Raw genomic sequence first — 17,590 nt, 5'->3', positions numbered from 1 at the left:
GTGGCTTCAGGCTTCATTAACCATGGCGCCGCGCGGCGCCGCCCCGTCTTATCACCGCATTAATCATGAGAGGGCATTTGCCCGCGTTCGAGTCAAGTTAGCGGGCATATCGGGTACGCGTTTACCCGATTCATACCGGTGCAAACGGACACTCCTGCTCGAAAAGCGCGAGTAGCTGGTGAACGGCATGCAAAGTGGGGGGGGCGGCAAGGCGATCGGTCTCGCAACCGCGGCGGCATGTCTGCTCGCGACGGACCTGTCGTCGGCGCGTGCGCGCGCGACCGACGGCCTGCCGACCGAAGCTGCTGCCGATCCGAACATGATCTGGCTCATCCTGCTCACCGGCTTTGCGATCTTCGCCTGTCTTGCCGCCATTATCGTCTGGATCGTTTCGGCGCTGGAACGCGCCAAGCGCAGCAATCGCCGCAACACCGCTTTCGTCCATTCGGCGCTCAACAACATGAGCCTTGGCATCGTCATGGTCGATGCCAGGAACCGCCTGATGTTCTGCAACGACAGCTATCTCAGGCTCTATGGCCTGGCGCGGTCCGAACTGCGGCTCGGCATGTCCGGCCACGAGCTGTTCGAGATGCGCAAGCGCGTGTCGGGGAGCGGCAGCGACGTCGACGAATTTCTCCGCGCCGCGGCGAGCGAGGCCGGGTATGTCACGGATCTGCCCGATGGCCGCGCGATCGTGGTCAAGCATCGCGGCTTGCGCAACGGCGGCACCATCTCGACCCACGAGGACGTTACCGAGCAGCGCAACCTGTCGCGCCAGCTCGCCACCACCAAGCGTTTCCTGGAATCGGTGATCGACAACATCCCGGTCTGCGTCGCCGCGAAAAGCATCGAGGACGGCCGCTACATCCTCGCCAACCGCGCCTTCGAGCATTTCTCGCAGTTGCCGCGCGAGCAGGTCATCGGCAAGCTCGCCGACGAGATCTTCACCCTCAAGGCCTCGATCAGCGTCAACGAGCTCGATCGCGCTGCGATCGAGTCGCCGACCGGCCATCTGCGTTCGGAATTCTCGGTCGAGCGCGATGGTCAGATGCGGGTGCTCGACAGCAACCGCGTCGTCGCCCGCAACGACAGCAATGAGCCGGAATTCCTGATTGCGCTTTTCGAAGACGTCACCGAACGCCGCAATCTCTCCAGCGAACTGGAAAACACCAAGAAATTCCTGGAGATGATCATCGACAACATCCCGCTGGCGCTCGACGTCAAGCGGGTCAGCGATGGCCAGTACCTGTTCGTCAACCGCAGCGCCGAGAAGATCTTCCACCGCGAACGCGAGGCGGTGATCGGCTCGACGGTGGAGGAAATCTACGGTTCGGCGGCGCGGCTGATCGTCGAGCGCGACAACATCGCGATCCGCAAGAAAGGCGCAACCGTCGAGGAGCAGCCGATCCAGACCCGCAACGGCCTGCGGCTGTTCCTGACGCGGCGCGTCACGGTGCTCGACGATGCCGGCGAACCGGAATATCTGATCAAGACCAACGAGGACATCACCGACCGTCGGCAGACCGAGTCGCGCATGGCCCACATGGCCTATCACGATCCCCTGACGGACCTGCCGAACCGCGCCGCCTTCATCCAGGCACTGACGCAGATGATCGATGCCTGCAGCGGCTCCAACGAGGAATTCGCGGTGCTGTCGGTCGACATGGACCGGCTGAAGGAAATCAACGACGTGTTCGGCCATGCGACCGGCGACCAGTTACTGGTCGGGGTGTCGCGGCGGATCCAGGAAGCCGCGCGCGGCGGCGTTGTGGCGCGCCTCAGTGGCGACGAGTTTGGACTGATCATCGACGGGCCGCAGCCCCGGGCAGGGCTCGCACTGGCCGAGCAGTTGATGGACGTCATGGGCGACGAGTTCATCATCGACGGCAAGTCGATGCGCACCGGGCTCACCATCGGCGTCTCGATCTTCCCGCGCAACGGCACGGATGCGGCGTCGCTGCTCGCCAATGCCAGCCTTGCGCTGTTCCGCGCCAAGGCCAAGGGGCGCGGCTCGGTTATCGTGTTCGAGGCGGAGACCGACCAGCAGATCCGCGATCGCCGCGTGCTGCTGCAGGAGCTCGCGGCCGCCGTCCGCAACGGCCAGTTGTCGCTGTACTATCAGCCGCAGGCCTTCACCGGTCATGGTGTGATCGATCCGGAATTCGTCGGCTTCGAGGCACTGGCGCGCTGGATTCATCCGACGCGGGGCTTCGTTCCGCCCGGCGATTTCATCCCGCTGGCCGAGGAGAGCGGCCTGATCGTCGAACTCGGCGAGTGGATCCTGCGCGAGGCCTGCCGCGAGGCGGCCTCCTGGGAGAAGCCGATGCAGGTGGCCGTCAACCTCTCGCCCGCCCAGTTCAAGCACGGCGATCTCGTCGGCCTCGTGCATTCGATCCTGCTGGAAACAGGGCTGCAACCGGGCCGGCTGGAGCTGGAGATCACCGAGGGGGTGCTGATCGACGACTTCGACCGCGGCCTGTCGCTGCTGCGCCGACTCAAGGCGCTCGGCGTGCGGATCGCCATGGACGACTTCGGCAGCGGCTATTCGTCGCTCACCTACCTGCAGGCGTTCCCGTTCGACAAGATCAAGATCGACCGCACTTTCGTGCTCAATCTCGGCCGCAACGCCCAGTCGGCAGCGATCATCCGCGCCATGATCGGGCTCGGCCACGGCCTCGACATCTCCATCGTTGCCGAGGGCGTCGAGACCCAGGAGCAACTCACCTTCCTCGCCCAGGAGAACTGCGACCAGGTGCAGGGCTATCTGCTCGGCCGTCCGGCGCCGATCGCGCAGTATGCCGCCGTGGTCGGCGCCCCCTGGCACGAGGCCGAGGCCCGCAAGACCGGCTGAGGCTGCCAGCCGCCAGCCCGTGGACCGGAGCCATCGGCCTCAAGATCCATCCGCGACCAAAATCCCCTTGACCTCGCAGCCCGTCCGGCCGATTGCCGTGGCGGGTTTTCGTCATCAAGGTTGAAGGAGGTTCGGCATCTTGGTGAAACGGCGGGGGCGCGGTGCGCCGGCGGGTGCTGGTCCAGTGGTCGAGGGGGCAATGGGTCATGACTGATCGTCGGCAAGCCGCCGCGCCGGGGCCGCAGCCGCTTCTCCGTGTCGCTGCGGTGGTCAAGCGGTTCGGCAGCTTCACCGCGGTGGACGGCCTGTCGCTGGATATCCAGGCCGGCGAGTTTTTCGCCCTGCTCGGGCCGAGCGGCTGCGGCAAGACCACGCTGCTGCGCATGCTCGCGGGCTTCGAGGCGCCCGATGAGGGCCGGATCCTGCTCGATGGCACGGACATCGCGCCGGTGCCGCCGTATCGGCGGCCGGTCAACATGATGTTCCAGAGCTATGCCCTGTTCCCGCATCTGACGGTGTCTGACAACATTGCTTTCGGCCTGCGCCGTGCCGGCATGCCCAAGCCGCAGATCGCCGAGCGTGTCGCGGAGATGCTGGCACTGGTTCGGCTCGAAGAGCTCGCCGCCCGCAAACCCGACCAGCTCTCCGGCGGCCAGCGCCAGCGCGTCGCGCTCGCCCGGGCGCTGGCGCGGCGGCCGCGCATCCTGCTGCTCGACGAGCCCCTGGCGGCGCTCGACAAGAAGCTGCGCGAGAGCACCCAGGCCGAACTGCTCGACGTGCAGCGGCGCCTCGGCACCACCTTCGTCATCGTCACTCACGACCAGGAGGAGGCGATGACCGTCGCCGACCGCATCGGGGTGATGGACCGTGGCCGGCTCGTCCAGGTGGCAACGCCGCGTGATCTTTACGAGGCGCCGAACTCGCGCTGGATCGCCGGCTTCGTCGGCGACATCAATATGATCGAGGCCACCGTCACGGCGCGCGCCGCCGGCGAGATCACCGTCGCCGGCCGCGACGCCGGTCCGATCGTCGCTGCGGTCGCGGCGCCGGACCGCGTCGCGAACGAGGTCTGCATCGCGATCCGGCCGGAGAAGATCCGGCTTGAACCCGCCGATGCGCCGGCCGGGGCCTGCCGCAACCGCCTGACCGGCGAGGTCCTCGACGTCAGCTATCTCGGCGCCGCGTCGGTGTGCCGCGTCCGGCTCGATGGCGGCTGTGTGCTGCGGGTGTCGGCGCCCAATGCCTCGCGCCGGGCGGACGAGGGTCTCGCGGCGGGCCAGCGCGTCGCGGCGAGCTTTGCGCCGGACAGTTGCGTCGTGCTGGAGGCGTAAGCCGATGAGCAGCCGTCGCGTCTTCACCCGGCCGGCGCGGTTCGCCGCGATCCTGCCCTATCTGTGGATGGTGCTGTTCTTCCTGGTGCCGTTCGCGTTCGTGCTCAAGATCAGCCTGTCGCAGACGGCGATCGCGCAGCCGCCCTATGTGCCGCTGTTTCCGCTCGACCAGGGCTGGCAGGCGTTCAAGATGGCGCTGGCGCAGCTCGACGTCGCGAACTTCGCGCTGCTGACATCCGACGACCTCTACATGCTGTCCTACCTGCGCAGCCTGACGGTGGCGCTGGCGTCGACGGCGCTGCTGCTCGTCATCGGCTATCCCATGGCCTATGCCATGGCGCGGCTGCCGGTGCGCTGGCAGCCACTGGCGATGACGCTGGTCATCGTGCCGTTCTGGACCTCGTTCCTGATCCGCATCTACGCATGGATCAACGTGCTGCAGCATGACGGCCTGCTGAACACCGTGCTGTTGAGGTTGCACATCATCGCGCAGCCGCTGGTCTGGCTGTCGACGGACAGCGCGATGTATCTCGGCATCGTCTACTCGTACTTCCCGTTCATGATCCTGCCGCTCTATGCCACGCTGGCGAAGCTCGACGTTACGCTGCTGGAAGCCGCCGCCGATCTCGGCTGCTCGCGGCTGAAGGCGTTCTGGCTGGTGACGGTCCCGCTGTCGCTGCCCGGCATCGGTGCCGGCGTGCTGCTGTGCTTCATCCCGATCGTCGGCGAGTTCGTCATTCCGGACCTGCTCGCGGGTTCTGACCGCATGATGATCGGCCAGACGCTGTGGCTCGAATTCTTCACCAACAAGGACTGGCCGGTGGCGTCCGCCATTGCCGTCGTCCTGCTGCTGCTCCTGCTCGTGCCGCTGCTGGTCTACGAGAAGCTGCAGCGCCGCCAGCTCGACGGAGCGCGCTGATGGCCACGCACACCCGCCGCTTTTCCACCTTCAACGCCGTATCGCTGGCGCTCGGCCTGGCGTTCCTCTACCTGCCGATCCTCATCCTGATGATCTACTCGTTCAACGCCTCGCGCCTCGTGACGGTGTGGGGCGGCTGGTCGCTGAAATGGTACGCGGAATTCTTCCAGGACCGCGCGATGCTCGATGCGGCGTGGATGAGCGTGCGCGTCGCGGTGACTGCGGCCACCGCGGCGACCGTGCTGGGCACGCTGGCGTCGATCGCGCTGTCGCGCGGCGAGAATTTCCGCGGTCGCACGCTGTTCTCCGGCATGCTGTATGCGCCGCTGGTGATGCCGGAAGTCATCACCGGGCTGTCGCTGCTGCTGCTGTTCGTGGCGACCGCGGCGGAGCGCGGCTTCTGGACGGTGACCATCGCCCACACCACCCTGACGATGTGCTTCGTCGCGGTGGTTGTGCAGTCGCGCCTGCGCGGCATCGACCGCAGTCTCGAGGAAGCGGCGATGGATCTCGGCTGCGGCCCGGCGCACGCCTTCGTCGCGGTGACGCTGCCGCTGATCCTGCCGGCGGTGATCGCCGGGTGGCTGCTGGCGTTCACGCTGTCGCTCGACGATCTCGTGATCGCGAGCTTCACCACCGGTCCGGGCTCGGCGACCCTGCCGATCCGGATCTATTCCGAGGTGCGGCTTGGCGTGAAGCCGGAGATCAACGCCATCTGCACGCTGGTGGTCGCGGCGGTCGCGGTGGTCATCGTCGCCGCCTCGCTCGCCTCCAAGCTGTCGAGCCGCGACGGCGAGAGTGCGGCGCCGCTGTGATGGGGCAACAGCAAGCTGGCTAGAAACGGATGTTGGCGCCGGCCTTGAAAGTCTGGGCGGTCAGCGGCCGGCTCGACATGAATTCGAGGCGGTTGTCGCTGGGCGTGCGGCCGAGCTGCAGGTAGTTGTACTCGGCCTTGACCGAGACCGTATCGGTCACGGCGTATTCGAGGCCGCCACCGTAGAGATAGCCGATCTGCCAGCCGCGGCCGTCGGCGACAGGCTCCTCGCTGTGCACCAGCGCGAGGCCGGCGGTGGCGTACGGCAGGAAGCGGCCGAGCACGAAGCCGGTGCGCACCTTGGCCGCGCCGAGCCAGTGCGGCGCGATGGTGCCGGCCGGATTCTCCGGGCGCGACGCCTGCCGCCACAGATAGCTGCCTTCGAGTTCGACGCCGAACACCGACTGCAGGGTGCTGCCGGTGACCTGGACATTGTAACCGCCCTGGATGCCGGCGAGGAAGCCGCCCTGGGCCGGCGCGAGGCTGTCGGCGCCGCTGCGGGCGTAGCCGCCGTGCACGCCGACATAGCCGCCACGCCAGTTGAAGGCGGGGATCGAGCTCAGTGATACCGGCGACAGCCACGTGCTGTCTGGCGTTTGCGCCTGCGCGGCTGTGGTGGCGCTCAGCGAGGCGAGGAGAAGGGCGGCTGACAGTCGGTGGTGATGGGGCACGGCGGTGTCTCGGCGGGTTGAAGCGGTGAGGCGTCCGGCCGTGGCCGGCGTGCGGGCAAGCGTCGTCGTTCGCCGGCGAGCCGGCGTTCACGGGCCATCGCGGGGATGGCGTCAGTGCAGGGGATCGAGCGTCAGATCAGGCCGATTTGCGGGCGGCCTGTGGCATGTCCATCGGATGGTCCGAGCTGTCCTCGTCGGGCGCGTAGGAAAGAATGTCGCCGGGCTGGCAGTTGAGCACCTGGCAGATGCGCTCCAGCGTATCGAAGCGGATGCCGCGCACCTTGCCGGACTTCAGCAGCGACACGTTGGCCTCCGTCAGGTGGATGCGAGCGGCCAGCTCGCGCGAGCGCATCTTGCGCCGGGCCAGCATGACGTCGAGGTTGACGATGATCGGCATGGGCCCTCACACGATTTCGCGGTTTTCCTGGGAAATGCGGGCAGCATCGCGCATGACGCTGGCGAAGGCGATCAATGCGAGGCCGCCCAGCACGGTCATCAGGTGCCAGGCCTCGATCTCGAAGCCAATCGTTCGCGCATCCGGCGGATTGTTGATGGTCAGGTTGAGCGTGGTCAGGATCTGCACCGGCGGCGCGATCACCGCCCTGACGATCAGCGCGATGCCGATGTGGCGGATGCGCACCGCATTGTCGTCCTCGAAGACATGGCCGCTGGCGAAGGCGGCGAACAGCCGCGACAGCTGGACGAGCGCGTAGAGCACCGGCAGCGACGCGGCGAGCCCGAGCAGCATGCCGACCATCCGCGTGTCGAAGGTGATTGTGATGGGGCGCATGCCGAGCGGGCTTGGCCATGCCACCCAGCGATGGATGAGATGATCGTTGGTCCAGATCACTGGCGCGCTGACGACGATGACCACAGCACAGACCAGCGCGCCGATCGCGACCACATGGCCGATCCGCCGCAGCCGGGCGGTCGCCTCGGTCTCGACCGGTGGAATCAGGCCGATCCGGTCCATGGTCCCAGCTCCTTTAATCTTTCGCATTATGTTTTTATTGTTTTGCGATAAAATATGGCGAAAGAGGGGCGGGAGAAAGCAAAGGCTGGTCCCCAGCGGTGACCACCCGGGAATGGCGTCCAGGGGAGCGTGGCCGTCCAGCTCAGTTGGCGTGGGTCGTCGGCGCGGCCGGATCCTTGGCCGGTGTTTCGGCGGCAGCCGGCGACGGGCTGTCCGGCGGCACTGCGGCCGCTTCCGGGGCAGGCTTCGGGCCGCCCTTGAAGCGGTCGATCACCGAGCGCACCGCATCGCGGGTGCGGCTGTCGCGCACTGCGTTGAGCAGCGGGGCCGAGGCCGGGGAGCGGCGGATCAGCGCATCGGAATCCGGGAAGATCAGGGGATCGTCCCACGGGCCCTGCACCACGAAGGGCAGTTCGAAGGCCGGCGGCGTGTTGGGCGCCGACACCAGGCTCGCGACGCCCTTGAGGTCGTATTCGCGGGCCGGCACGCTCGCGGTGCCGCTCAGCGTCAGCCGCGCCGAGGGGCCCTCGATGCGGGTGTCTTCGAGGGTGGCGATGCCATTGTCGAACTTCAGCGTGACGTTGAGCAGCGAGAACGGCGTGCGGCCGCTGCGGAATTCGCCGGCGCCCGACAGCGGCCGGCGTTCCAGGCGGCGCAGCAGCTGTTCGACGTTGAAGCCGATCAGCGCGCCATCGTGGCCGGTCAGGGCGACCGTGCCGTCGAGCGACTGGGTCAGCTCGTAGGCGCTCGATCCCGCGGCTTCGAGGGCGACGTTGAGGTTGCCGCGCCCGGCGAGCTTGCGGTTGCCGAACACCTCGCCGGCGAACGCCTCGAGATCCACATCCATGAACTGGAATTGCGATTTGATGCTCGCGTTGGCGTCGGCGCGGCTGAGGCCGAACGAGCCGCGCAGCACGCCGCCGAACACCTGGGCCTCGCCAACGCTGAGCGCCAGAGTGCCGTTGCGCAGGTTGGCGCCGATCGCGGTGCGGCCGAAGCGCAGGCTTCCCGCCACCACCTTGGCGGCCGACAGGCGGACGTCGAGATCGGTCGAGGCGAGGCTGCGCAGGTCGAACGTCTGCCTGTTCCAGTCGCGCGCGCCGCTGGCGAGCAGGCGCATGGTGCTGACATAGGGTGAGATGTCGAGAGTTTCGGAGGCCAGCGTCGCCTGCAGCGTCTGGCGGGTGTCGTTGCTGTAAGTCAGCACGCCCTCGGTGACGTTGCCGTCGATCTCCATGTTGACGTTGGTCAGCGCGACGGAGGGGCCGACGAGATTGGCGCGGGCCTTCAGCGCGAAGCGGCCGAAGCCGCTGTCGCCGGGAACGTCGTGACCGATCCAGTGCAGCGCCTCGCGCAGCGATGAGGAATCCGCGGTGAGCGTGCCCTCCATCATCAGGCTGGCGCGATCGGCGACGGCGCCGTCGAATGCGAACTTCAGCAGCCGACCCGCGATGCGCGCCTTGAGGCCGGAGCGCTCTCCGGACAGGGCGGCGATGAAATCGTTGATGCTGACGCTGCCGTCGATCCGCTCGCCGCGCCAGTCGAACTGGCCAGTCGCGGCGAACGAGCGCGAGATCGATGGCCAGGCGAAAGACATGTCGGCGCCGCTGACCGTCTCCCGCACCTGTCTGCCGTCGTCGCGATAGACCAGGAAGCCGTCCTTGACGCGGATCTCGGAGAACGACACCGGGCTGTCGACGCCGGGCTTGATGGTGCGCGTCAGCGTTTCGATGATCGGCGTCCAGTTGCTGCGACCATCGTCGCTGCGCATCACGACGATGCGCGGCTGGTCGAGCGTGACGTCGGCGATCTCGAAGCGGCGCATCAGCAGCGGTACGAGGCGCAGGTTGGCGGTCAGGCTGCCGACGCTGAGCGGCGGCTCGCCACCGTTACCGCGCAGGCCGACATTGCGCAGGATGACATAGCTGCCGGGAAACAGCGACACGGTGGCTTCGCCGCCGACCACGAGGTCGAGGCCGGTGGCGGCGCGGAGCTGGTTTTCGACCGCGCGCAACACCGCGGCGCGATCGGTCAGCCAGGAGACCGCCGCCAGCCCGATCACGACGACACCGAGGAACGCCGCGATCGGCGTCCCGAGGCGCTTAATTCCCTGGGCTATCGTCAAACTGTAATCCGGATCAGGTTGCTGGCGGGCGGACCGTCGGTCCTGCCATGTTCGGTTGCAACTTGATGGTTTTTCTTGACGCTTTCAAGGCCATCGGCCGCCCCGGCCGGGCGCGGGACGCCGCCCGCGGCCTGTGCGCAGGCGCCGCGCCGCCTGCTCCCGCCGCGCGGGCGGGGCGCGGCCCCCAAGATTGACGGGTCTCGACGATTTCGCCTAATAGTCTCCGCACTTCCCTCCCTCTTCGATCAGGTTGGACAGCGATGAACAAGGTCTATCCGGACGCGAAATCCGCGCTCGACGGCATCCTCAAGGACGGCATGATGGTCATGTCCGGCGGTTTTGGTCTGTGCGGCATCGCCGAGACCCTGTCGGACGCGCTGCGCGAGTCCGGAGTGAAGGGCCTGACGGTCGTCTCCAACAATGCCGGCGTCGACGGCATCGGTCTCAGCCGGCTGCTGGAGACCCGCCAGATCAAGAAGATGATCTCGTCCTATGTCGGCGAGAACAAGCTGTTCGCCCAGCAGTACCTCGCCGGTGAACTCGAACTCGAGTTCAATCCGCAGGGCACGCTGGCCGAGCGCATCCGCGCCGGCGGCGCGGGCATCCCCGGCTTCTATACCAAGACCGGTGTCGGCACGCTGATCGCCGAAGGCAAGGAAGTGAAGGAGTTCAACGGCGAGAAGTACATTCTCGAGACCGGCCTGTTCGCGGACCTCGCGATCGTGCACGCCTGGAAGGGCGACACTGCCGGCAATCTCGTGTTCCGCAAGACCGCGCGGAACTTCAACCCGATGATGGCGACCGCGGCGCGCATCACCGTCGCGGAGGTCGAGCACCTGGTTCCGGCCGGCGAGATCGATCCCGACCACATCCACACGCCCGGCATCTACGTCAACCGCATCATCGAGGTCGGCACCGCCCTGAAGCGGATCGAGCAGCGCACCCTGCGCAAGCGCCCGGCAGCCTGACCCAGCGAGAGGAGAATCCCCATGGCCTGGACCCGTGAACAGATGGCTGCCCGCGCTGCCAAGGAATTGCGCGACGGCTTCTACGTCAACCTCGGCATCGGCATTCCGACGCTGGTGTCAAACTACATTCCCGAAGGCGTCGACGTTCAGCTGCAGAGCGAGAACGGCATGCTCGGTATGGGCCCGTTCCCCTATGAGGGCGAAGAGGATCCGGACCTGATCAACGCCGGCAAGCAGACCGTCACCGAGCTGCCGACCACCAGCTACTTCTCCAGCGCGGACTCGTTCGCGATGGTGCGCGGCGGCCACATCGACCTGTCGATCCTTGGCGCCATGCAGGTCGCGGAGAACGGCGACCTCGCCAACTGGATGATCCCCGGCAAGATGGTGAAGGGCATGGGCGGCGCGATGGATCTCGTCGCCGGCGTCAAGCGCGTGGTGGTGGTGATGGAGCATGTCGCCAAGGACGGCGCCAAGCTGCTGCAGCGCTGCTCGCTGCCGCTGACCGGCGAGCGCGTCGTCGACATGGTGATCACCGATCTCGCGGTGTTCACCATCGACAAGCACGGCAAGGATGGCATGACGCTGATCGAGCTCGCCGACGGCGTGTCGCTCGACGAGGTCAAGGCCAAGACCGAGGCCGGCTTCCGCGTCGCGCTCACCAACACCTGATCGCGCCGACAGCGCTGCTACGCCGAACGCCGTCCCGGCTGCACCGGGACGGCGTTCTGCGTTTCAACGGAAGCTTGCGCGTCGCGGAGTCGCGGTCAGACCGCGGCCGGCAGATGGATCTGCTGACCAAGCGCCTGCTCGACGAGGTCGAAGGTGTCGAGCACCATGCGCATGCAGGACAGCCGTCCGCGCTTGAACTGCGTGAAGTATGCGGCGCGCACGCTGATCGGCTTGTTGGAGTCCGCAGCCGTCAGCGAGTAGCGCACCAGCGAGGACGCCTGTTCCTCGCCCAGCATCACCGATTCACGATCGAAGCGGCGAATGCTGATGTTGTCGGCGATCTGCCGGCAGACATCGAGCACGGCTTCCTTGCCGCGCCGCGCGCCGAGAAACGGAAACATGTCGATCGGTCCGTAGATAGCCCAATCGACCTCATCATCCAGAATGGCGTCCAGCTGCTCCATCTCGCCGTCATTGATGGCAAGGTGCAACGCGCGTGAAAAACGCCAGAGACTATGCTCTGTCATGCGGCCGGCCTTGGAGATTTGAAGTGCAAAAAACAGCAAAGAGGCCACGGGCGCCATTCGCGGCGCGGGGCCCAGGGATGCTGCAGTCCAACGTGTTGTGGCCGATATAGTCGCGGGACGCCCCAATGACAATTGCGTTTATTGCATTGCACAAATGTCCTGGCATGCCAGCAGGCCCAAATCGCGGGCGATGGCCCGGGTCTGGTCAGGACGTGATCAGTTGCCCTTTTGGGGCGATGGCGGGGGCCAGCGGGTTCCGCTCAGGGATCCCGGTGGACGGCGGGCGGGCCGTCCCGCACGGCGACAACGCCCAGCCCCACGGCCCCGATCAGCCCGCCGAGCAGCGCGCCGACCGGCATGAAGGTCAGAAACACAAGCATGCCGCTTGTGCCCTCGAAATCGCTGGTATGGGCCAGGTTGACCCACAGCAGTCCGGCGCCGGCCCCGAGCGCGGCGCCCACCAGAAGGCCGAGGATCAGGCCGGTCAGGGCGAGGGCGATCAGTTTCATGGCAGGGCGGGCCTCGCGAATTCGGGGCTGTTCCGCCGTTGGTCGCGAGCGCTCCCGGAAACGTTCAACGCCGCCGGGCGGGTCTAGCGGGTCATCGCGTCGCGGATGCCGGCGGCGAATGCCTCGGTGAGATCGCGGCCGAGCAGCTGTTGCAGCAGGTCGAGCGAGTCGAAGAACGCGCGGTGTTCCAGGATGCGGCCGCCACTCAAAGTGAAGAACTCGCCGACGGTCAGTTTGACCACGCGCTGGTCGTTGCGCTTGACCAGGCTGACATCGGACAGCGTCGCCACCCGCAGGCCTTCGACCGCGACGAAGCGCAACGTATGATGGCGGCTGGAGAACCGCTCCTCCTGGATGCGGATCGATTCCGCAATCCACTCCTTGCCATGCTTGAGGCCGAGATGGGGGAAGATCTCCACCGGCGCATAAGTCAGCGTGGTGAAACCGTCGTCGCAGCATTGCGCGACACGTGCGGCGTCCCCGGCATAGAAGGCTTCGAGAAAGGTCAGCACGCATTGGCGGGCGGAAGATGCGTCCATGAACCAGACTCGCGATACTCGAACGACGGATGTGCCCTGCACTAGTGAAACATGCGGCTGTTGATCAAGCCAAATGGATGTGCAGCGTTACCGATTTCTTAGAGGCGTGCCGACATTGCCGGCGAAGTCGCGCATGCCGCCGCCCGAATGCATTCAATCGTGCCTTGAGATAGCGAAACGCGGCGTGCGCGGTTAATAAATCTTCGCGCCGCTAGGCAGAAAATTCCCACCTTGTGTGCCACGTGGCGACAGCAGAATCACCTTGCCTGCGCTGTCCGCGACACCGAGCACAAGCACTTCCGAAAGAAAACCGGCGATGTTGCGCGGCGCGAAGTTGGCGACGCAGATCACCTGTGTGCCGAGGAGGTCCTCGGGCGCGTAGTTGGTGATCTGTGCGCTCGACCACTTCTCGCCGAGGTCGCCGAGATCGATGCGCAGCTTCCAGGATGGATTGCGGGCTTTGGGAAACGGCAGCACCTCGAGGATGCGTCCGAGGCGGAGGTCGACCCTGGCAAAATCGTCGTAGGCGATCTCGGGAAGAACAGCTGGGGAGGGCGCAGACATGGAAAGGGCAAACCTCGAGAACACGGACCGGATGAAACGAACGCAGACTGCTTAACGCAACTCGCGGGGGCAGATGAAGGGCCAGTTGTCTCCGCGCGGCATCGTGATCCAGCCTGCGTGGCGATGGACCTCACGTGCGAGGCCGTCGGCCACGGCGACCGTGGGCGCCGGTTCGTTCACGGCGATGCTGCCATGACAGCAGCAACCGCGACGACCGCTTTCAGGGCATGACGCGGCGAACGCTGCGTCTGCGGTGGTGAAACGGAAGCGGCGTCAGCGCCGCTTCCAGCCGCCGCGCTTGCCCGGCGCACCGGCCGAGGAGCGCGGCGAGGCGCCGGGGCGGTAGGGCCTGGACTCCGGGCCGGGGCCCATCTCGTCGAGGCCGGGCTTGCGCGCGCGCGAGCCCTTGGTCTGGCCTGGCGGCAGGTTGGCCGCGTCGCCGTACTTGCGGCTGCCGGCGTAGGCCCCGGCCTTGGTGGTGACCGCGCGCTGCTTGACCGTGGGATCGTCGACGACCGCGAGTTCGGTGGCGCGCAGCCGCTTGACCTCGTCGCGCAGCCGCGCCGCCTCCTCGAAGTTGAGATCTGCGGCGGCTTCCCGCATCCGCGTCTCGAGATCGGCGAGCACGGTCTCGAAATTGTGGCCGATGCTGACGACATCGTCCGCGAGGCCGCCGTCGCCGACCTCGACCAGCACATGGTCGCGTTCGTAGACGCTGTTGAGGATATCGCCGATCGATTTCTTGACGCTCTCCGGCGTGATGCCGTTGGCGACGTTGTACGCCATCTGCTTCTCGCGGCGGCGGTCCGTCTCGGCGATGGCGCGCTCCATCGAGCCAGTCATCTGGTCGGCGTAGAGGATGACCTTGCCGTCGACGTTGCGCGCAGCGCGGCCGATGGTCTGGATCAGCGAGGTCTCGCTGCGCAGGAAGCCTTCCTTGTCAGCATCGAGAATGGCGACCAGAGCGCACTCGGGAATGTCGAGGCCCTCGCGCAGCAGGTTGATGCCGACCAGCGCATCGAACGCGCCGAGCCGCAGGTCGCGGATGATCTCGATGCGCTCGATGGTGTCGATGTCCGAATGCATGTAACGCACGCGGATGCCCTGCTCGTGCAGGTACTCGGTGAGATCCTCCGCCATGCGCTTGGTCAGCACGGTGATCAGCGTGCGGTAGCCTGCCGCCGCGGTGGCACGGACCTCGCCGACGAGATCGTCGACCTGGGTGCGCGCGGGGCGGATGTGCACCGGCGGGTCGGTCAGGCCGGTCGGGCGGATGACCTGCTCGACGAACACGCCGCCGCTCTCGTTGATCTCCCATCCAGCCGGCGTCGCCGACACCGCGATCGACTGCGGCCGCATCGCGTCCCATTCCTCGAACCGCAGCGGGCGGTTGTCCATGCACGAGGGCAGGCGGAAGCCGTATTCGGCGAGCGTCGCCTTGCGGCGGAAGTCGCCGCGGAACATGGCGCCGATTTGCGGCGCGGTGACATGGCTTTCGTCGAGGAACACCAGCGCGTTGTCGGGGACGTACTCGAACAGGGTCGGCGGCGGCTCGCCCGGCTTGCGGCCGGTGAGATAGCGCGAATAGTTCTCGATGCCGGCGCAACTGCCGGTCGCCTCCAGCATCTCGATGTCGAACGTCGTGCGCTGCTCGAGGCGCTGCGCCTCCAGCAGGCGGCCCTGGTCGTGCAACTGGTCGAGCCGCCACTTCAGCTCGCTCTTGATGCCCTTGATGGCCTGGATCAGCGTCGGCCGCGGCGTGACGTAGTGCGAGTTCGAGTAGATCTTGATGAACTCGAGCTCGTCGCTCTTGTGGCCGGTGAGCGGATCGAACTCCTCGATGCTCTCGATGGTGTCGCCGAACAGGTTGACGCGCCAGGCGCGGTCCTCGTAGTGCGCCGGAAAGATGTCGATGGTGTCGCCGCGCACGCGGAATGTGCCGCGGGTGAAGTCGGCGCTGATGCGCTTGTACTGCAGCGCCACGAGATCGGCGATGATCTGGCGCTGGTCGACCCGCTCGTTCTTCTTCAGCGCGAAGGTCATCGCGGTATAGGTCTCGACCGAGCCGATACCGTAGATGCAGGACACCGAAGCGACGATAATGACGTCGTCGCGCTCGAGCAGCGCGCGCGTCGCCGAGTGGCGCATGCGGTCGATCTGCTCGTTGATCGACGAATCCTTCTCGATATAGGTATCGGTGCGCGGAACGTAGGCTTCCGGCTGGTAGTAGTCGTAGTACGAGACGAAGTACTCGACCGCGTTGTCCGGGAAGAAGTTCTTGAACTCGCCGTAGAGCTGGGCGGCCAGCGTCTTGTTGGGCGCGAGGATGATCGCCGGGCGCTGCGTCGCCTGGATGACCTGCGCCATGGTGTAGGTCTTGCCCGAACCGGTGACGCCGAGCAGCACCTGGGTGCGGTCGTTGCGCTCGATGCCTTCCACCAGTTCCTTGATCGCCTGCGGCTGGTCGCCCTTCGGCACGTATTCCGACTTGAGCTCGAAGCGGACGCCGCCTTCGGATTTCTCCGGGCGTGCCGGGCGGTGGGGGGTCCACACGCGCAGGCTGCCGTCGTTGTTGCGGAATTCCGGTCGGCCGTCACGGATCAGGCTCTCGAGCGCGTCCGCCGTCGCGGCGACGCCGAGAGCTTCCATCTTGTTGCGCGCCGGGCGCGCCAGCGTGTCGTCGTCCTCGACGTCGAAGCCGAGCTGCCTGGCGAGCTCCGGATCCATGGTCGGGATGGTCGCGGCGGTGCCGTAGTTGGCCTGCGGCGCTTCCTCGAGACCGCCAGCCTCCGGGGCGGCGCGCGCGCCCGGCGGCTGAGGCTGCGATCGCAGTGGGCTGTGCCGCGCCGCCTTGGTCTTGCGTGTCATGTTGCGGTCGGGCAGCGGATCCGGCGGCAGCGGCGTGTTGCCGTCGATGCCGCGCGTCGAGGCGCGGGCGCGATGGGCCGCGGCCTCGCCGCCGGAACGGCGGTCCCACGAATTGTCCGGCGGCGGCTGCAGCCCGGTCTGTGAACCGACGCCGCTCTCGCCGCGGTTGATCGCGGGATTGAGCAGCTCGGCGAGCGCCGGCGCGATCGGCTGCACGTCCGGGCGATGCGCCTTGGACTTGGGCGTCTTCGGCGTTTTCGGCTTGCTGGATTTGTCGGGCGGTGTCGGCATGGCCGGAATATGGGTGGGTTCGACGGGCATTGGAAGGTCGCCGGCATGGCGGCGGACAAATTCGTTGTGTGTCGTGCAATTCCGCCCGCGCCTGCGCGACGGAAGGCGGCATGCGTTGGCGCATATCACCTCGGCGTGGCCGCCGTGGCTCGCCATTGACTTCACCGTGGGGATCGCGTGAACTTGCATGCAATGGCATCTATTTTCGGATGCCGCCGGACCGCTCGGTCCGGGTCATGCGCGAGCTCCAAGGACCGCCCCGATGATCGACCTGCACTACTGGCCCACGCCGAACGGCCACAAGATCACGATGTTTCTCGAGGAGACGGGGCTGCCGTACAAGATCTTCCCGGTGAACATCGGAACCGGCGACCAGTTCAAGCCCGAGTTCCTGGCGATCGCGCCGAACAACCGCATGCCGGCGATCGTCGACCATGCGCCCAAGGATGGCGGCAAGCCGATCTCGATCTTCGAGTCGGGCGCGATCCTGACCTACCTCGCCGAGAAGACGGGCAAGTTCCTGTCGGCCGACCTGCGTGCGCGCTACGATGCCCTGCAGTGGCTGTTCTGGCAGATGGGGGGCCTCGGCCCGATGGCCGGCCAGAACCACCACTTCGCGATCTACGCGCCCGAGAAGCTGCCCTATGCGATCAGCCGCTATGTCAACGAGACCAACCGTCTCTATGGCGTGCTGAACAAGCGTCTCGCCGACCGCGAATTTCTCGCCGGCGACTACTCGATCGCCGACATGGCGAGCTATCCATGGGTGGTGCCCTACGAGCGCCAGGGCCAGAAGCTCGAGGACTTTCCGCATCTCAAGCGCTGGTTCGAGGCGATCCGGGCGCGCCCGGCGACGGAGCGCGCGTATGCGCTCGCCAAGCAGGTCAATCCCGACGGCGGCGGCATCCGCACCGACGAGCAGAAAAAGATCCTGTTCGGCCAGACCGCCTCGGTGGTGAAGGGCTGAC

The 17,590-nt window shown here is 66.6% G+C and carries 16 protein-coding genes; 7 read left to right on the top strand and 9 right to left on the bottom strand.

Annotated features, from left to right (window positions below):
* The first annotated feature begins 187 nt into the window (after nt 1-187).
* The 4 genes from JQ639_RS15750 (at nt 188) to JQ639_RS15735 (ending at nt 5,916) form a co-directional block, all read left to right on the top strand.
* Entirely contained in the window at nt 188-2,851 is a 2,664-nt protein-coding gene (locus JQ639_RS15750; protein WP_211966826.1) for a sensor domain-containing protein, read from the top strand.
* Between the two features lie 206 nt (nt 2,852-3,057).
* A complete protein-coding gene (locus JQ639_RS15745; protein WP_211966827.1) occupies nt 3,058-4,182 on the top strand; it encodes an ABC transporter ATP-binding protein in 1,125 nt (374 codons plus the stop codon).
* 4 nt (nt 4,183-4,186) lie between these two features.
* Nucleotides 4,187-5,101, top strand: coding sequence for an ABC transporter permease subunit (locus JQ639_RS15740; protein WP_211966828.1), 915 nt, complete (start codon nt 4,187-4,189; stop codon nt 5,099-5,101).
* Nucleotides 5,101-5,916, top strand: coding sequence for an ABC transporter permease (locus tag JQ639_RS15735; RefSeq protein ID WP_211966829.1), 816 nt, complete (start codon nt 5,101-5,103; stop codon nt 5,914-5,916). The genes JQ639_RS15740 and JQ639_RS15735 overlap by 1 nt, the downstream gene beginning before the upstream one ends.
* A 19-nt stretch (nt 5,917-5,935) precedes the next feature.
* Here JQ639_RS15735 and JQ639_RS15730 read toward each other — a convergent pair whose 3' ends face one another.
* From JQ639_RS15730 to JQ639_RS15715, 4 genes are all read right to left on the bottom strand, one after another.
* Nucleotides 5,936-6,586: an outer membrane protein gene (locus JQ639_RS15730; RefSeq protein ID WP_211966830.1), complete on the bottom strand. Its 651-nt coding sequence runs from the start codon at nt 6,584-6,586 to the stop codon at nt 5,936-5,938.
* 136 nt (nt 6,587-6,722) lie between these two features.
* A complete protein-coding gene (locus JQ639_RS15725; protein ID WP_211966831.1) occupies nt 6,723-6,983 on the bottom strand; it encodes a helix-turn-helix domain-containing protein in 261 nt (86 codons plus the stop codon).
* A gap of 6 nt (nt 6,984-6,989) precedes the next feature.
* Entirely contained in the window at nt 6,990-7,559 is a 570-nt protein-coding gene (locus JQ639_RS15720; RefSeq protein WP_211966832.1) for a DUF2975 domain-containing protein, read from the bottom strand.
* A 142-nt stretch (nt 7,560-7,701) separates the two neighbouring features.
* On the bottom strand, nt 7,702-9,678 hold the full coding sequence (locus tag JQ639_RS15715; RefSeq protein WP_211967234.1) for an AsmA family protein: 1,977 nt from the start codon (nt 9,676-9,678) through the stop codon (nt 7,702-7,704).
* Between the two features lie 266 nt (nt 9,679-9,944).
* Between JQ639_RS15715 and JQ639_RS15710 the strand changes: the two genes are divergently transcribed.
* A complete protein-coding gene (locus tag JQ639_RS15710) occupies nt 9,945-10,652 on the top strand; it encodes a CoA transferase subunit A (RefSeq protein WP_211966833.1) in 708 nt (235 codons plus the stop codon).
* Nucleotides 10,653-10,673: 21 nt separating this feature from the next.
* Nucleotides 10,674-11,324, top strand: a complete 651-nt coding sequence (locus tag JQ639_RS15705) for a 3-oxoacid CoA-transferase subunit B (protein WP_211966834.1) — start codon at nt 10,674-10,676, stop codon at nt 11,322-11,324.
* 95 nt (nt 11,325-11,419) lie between these two features.
* Here the strand turns inward: JQ639_RS15705 and JQ639_RS15700 are convergent, their stop codons facing one another.
* From JQ639_RS15700 to uvrB, 5 genes are all read right to left on the bottom strand, one after another.
* A complete protein-coding gene (locus JQ639_RS15700) occupies nt 11,420-11,851 on the bottom strand; it encodes a nuclear transport factor 2 family protein (protein WP_211967235.1) in 432 nt (143 codons plus the stop codon).
* 260 nt (nt 11,852-12,111) lie between these two features.
* Complete coding sequence (locus tag JQ639_RS15695; protein ID WP_211966835.1) at nt 12,112-12,360, bottom strand: hypothetical protein; 249 nt, start codon at nt 12,358-12,360, stop codon at nt 12,112-12,114.
* An 83-nt stretch (nt 12,361-12,443) separates the two neighbouring features.
* Nucleotides 12,444-12,899 carry a nuclear transport factor 2 family protein gene (locus JQ639_RS15690; protein ID WP_211966836.1) on the bottom strand — a complete coding sequence of 152 codons (456 nt, stop codon included), beginning with the start codon at nt 12,897-12,899 and terminating at the stop codon, nt 12,444-12,446.
* 192 nt (nt 12,900-13,091) lie between these two features.
* Complete coding sequence (locus JQ639_RS15685) at nt 13,092-13,463, bottom strand: tRNA-binding protein (RefSeq protein WP_211966837.1); 372 nt, start codon at nt 13,461-13,463, stop codon at nt 13,092-13,094.
* Nucleotides 13,464-13,736: 273 nt separating this feature from the next.
* Complete coding sequence (uvrB, locus tag JQ639_RS15680; protein ID WP_211967236.1) at nt 13,737-16,622, bottom strand: excinuclease ABC subunit UvrB; 2,886 nt, start codon at nt 16,620-16,622, stop codon at nt 13,737-13,739.
* 262 nt (nt 16,623-16,884) lie between these two features.
* Here uvrB and JQ639_RS15675 point away from each other — a divergent pair, with 262 nt between their 5' ends.
* On the top strand, nt 16,885-17,589 hold the full coding sequence (locus JQ639_RS15675) for a glutathione binding-like protein (RefSeq protein ID WP_211966838.1): 705 nt from the start codon (nt 16,885-16,887) through the stop codon (nt 17,587-17,589).
* Nucleotide 17,590: the final 1 nt, after the last annotated feature.

Origin of the sequence: Bradyrhizobium sp. U87765 SZCCT0048 (genome assembly GCF_018131225.1) — a bacterium.
Classification (GTDB): Bacteria; Pseudomonadota; Alphaproteobacteria; order Rhizobiales; family Xanthobacteraceae; genus Bradyrhizobium_A.
This window is presented reverse-complemented; position numbering and strand designations above follow the sequence as displayed.